This window comes from Streptomyces barringtoniae, from assembly GCF_020819595.1.
In the GTDB taxonomy this organism is placed as follows: Bacteria; Actinomycetota; Actinomycetes; order Streptomycetales; family Streptomycetaceae; genus Streptomyces; species Streptomyces barringtoniae.
The window spans coordinates 1-2,377 of record NZ_JAJHNP010000060.1; the positions used below are offsets into that span (position 1 = coordinate 1).

General features: G+C 70.2%; 2 protein-coding genes. One reads left to right on the plus strand and one right to left on the minus strand.

From position 1 onward, the window contains the following. On the minus strand, window positions 1–957 hold a 957-nt coding region (locus LMU33_RS40650; RefSeq protein ID WP_228627112.1), incomplete at its 3' end, for a YibE/F family protein. A gap of 427 nt (window positions 958–1,384) precedes the next feature. Here LMU33_RS40650 and LMU33_RS40655 point away from each other — a divergent pair. Next, on the plus strand, window positions 1,385–2,377 hold a 993-nt coding region (locus tag LMU33_RS40655; RefSeq protein ID WP_443728989.1), incomplete at its 3' end, for a S53 family peptidase.

The following is a 2,377-nucleotide window of genomic DNA, read 5'->3' on the forward strand; positions in this document are numbered from 1 at the left end:
CGCCACCAGGAGCGGGTTGGAGCCCTGCAGGGCCGCGGGCAGGATGAAGAAGTTCAGCACCAGGAAGCTGATGGCCAGCGCGACGAGCGCCATCACGCCGCGCAGCCGGCCCACCAGCACGACGGCGAGGGCGAAGATCCCGGCCAGCAGGCCCATCGGGAAGTGACGGTTGACGTCGGTGACCGAGTACTGCAGGTCCTTGGGTGCGGAGGGTTCGTAGGCGGTGACGACCTTCTCGCCCTGGTGCAGCTGTCGCGTCTGGTCGGGCTGCACGATCTCGGTGAAGGTGCGGCCCTTGTCCTTGCCGGTGTCGACCCGGACCGTGGCCTTGTGGCAGGTGCCGTTCGCCTCCTGCTGCGCCGAGTTGCCCTCGGCGGTGGAGGTGTCGCCGGTGGGGGACTCGCCGGAGGCGTTCACCGATTTGCAGCTCACCTCGACGACCTGGGTGACCGTGGCCTGCTGGGTCTGCTGGTCGAAGCCGACACCGGTGCGCTTGTGTGGCGGGGCTCCGCCCGGCCACAGCACCACCAGGCCCACCACGACTGCGGCGGTGAAGGGGATCAGGATCGCCGCGATGACCTTGCGCAGGTGCCGGGAGACCGGTGCGGCGGGCCCGTGGCTGTGGCTGTGGCCGTGCGAGTGGCCGTGTCCGTGACCGCCGGCGCCCGCTCCGGGGCCGTGGTCGGGACCATGTCCGGGGGCAGTCGCTGTGGCGGGCCCGTCGCCCGTCGTGGAGGCGTACTCGTGGCCCGTCGCGGGGGCGTATCCGTGGCCCATCGCCGGGGAGGGGATGTGGCCCGCGCCGGCATCGGGTCCGTAACCGGGGTGAGGTACCGACTCGGGAGGATTCCCGTACTCGTAGTCCTGGCCGTACCCGCTCGCATGACCGCCCCTGGGGCGGGGCGGGTCGCCGACCCGGTTCCAGTCTCCGGCGCTCTGCCGGTCAGCGGTTCCCATGCCGTCTCCCTCGCGGTTGTCCGTGCCCCCTCCGGAGCCGGTCCTGCGCGGCGGCTCTGAGGAAGAGTACGGGAACGCTGTGTCGTGGTCTCAGCCCGAGCATCGCCGGAAGATCGGGAACTCTGCTCACCACGCCTGGGGCACCACCCTCTTCGCCGGCCGCACCTTCCGCACCACACGCGAGTGCCGGCCGCGAAGCTCTCCAATGGAGGGACCAATCCCATCCTATGGAGAGGCAAAGAAATCCCAGCGGCGCTGCCGGTGCGCGCGCTTCGGACGTACATTCCTCCCGCACCCTGTCATGTCACGTTCACTCCACTTGTGGGGTGAATGTCATGCTCATGAATGCGCGGTTCTGCCGCCGCTACGCGCAGTCACGGGCCTGCCCATCCAGTGCGAATCCCCACGTCAACCGGAGGCAGTACCCATGCGTGAGTCACGCCCGAGCGTGCGGAGACGGAGTCTGCGAAGACTCGTCGCCGTCGCCTTCCCCGCCCTTGCCCTCACCGTCGCCGGACTCGTCGCGGCCCCCACGGCCGGTGCCCAGTCCGCCACCGCGCGCCCGCACACCTCCAAGGTCACGCAGAACGCCAAGGCGCTGACCGACCCCCAGCGGCAGACCTTCCATTCGACCGGCAAGGCCGGCCAGAAGGTGCCGACCCAGCATCTGTGCGCCATCGCCGAGCCGGGTCACGCGTCCTGTTTCGCCCAGCGCCGCACGGACATCAAGCAGCGGCTCGCCTCGGCGCTCGCCGCGGCCGCGCCCTCCGGCCTCTCCCCGGCCAACCTGCACAGCGCCTACAACCTGCCCACCGCGGCCGGTTCGGGCATGACCGTCGGTATCGTGGACGCCTACAACGACCCGAACGCCGAGTCGGACCTGGGCACCTACCGCTCCACGTACGGGCTGTCCGCCTGCACCAAGGCCAACGGCTGCTTCAAGCAGGTCAGCCAGACCGGCTCCACCACCTCGCTGCCGACCAACGACACCGGCTGGGCCGGTGAAGAGATGCTCGACATCGACATGGTCAGCGCGGTCTGCCCGAACTGCAGCATCATCCTGGTCGAGGCCAACTCCGCGAGCATGGCCGACCTCGGCGCCGCCGAGAACGAGGCCGTCGCCCTCGGCGCCAAATTCGTCTCCAACAGCTGGGGCGGCGGCGAGGACTCCTCGCAGACCAGCGACGACACTTCGTACTTCAAGCACCCGGGCGTCGCGATCACGGTCTCCTCGGGCGACTCCGCCTACGGCGCCGAGTACCCGGCGACCTCCCAGTACGTGACGGCCGTCGGCGGCACCGCGCTCACCACCGCCTCCAACTCCCGCGGCTGGAGCGAGTCGGTGTGGCACACCAACTCCACCGAGGGCACCGGCTCCGGCTGCTCGGCCTACGACCCGAAGCCGAGCTGGCAGACCGAC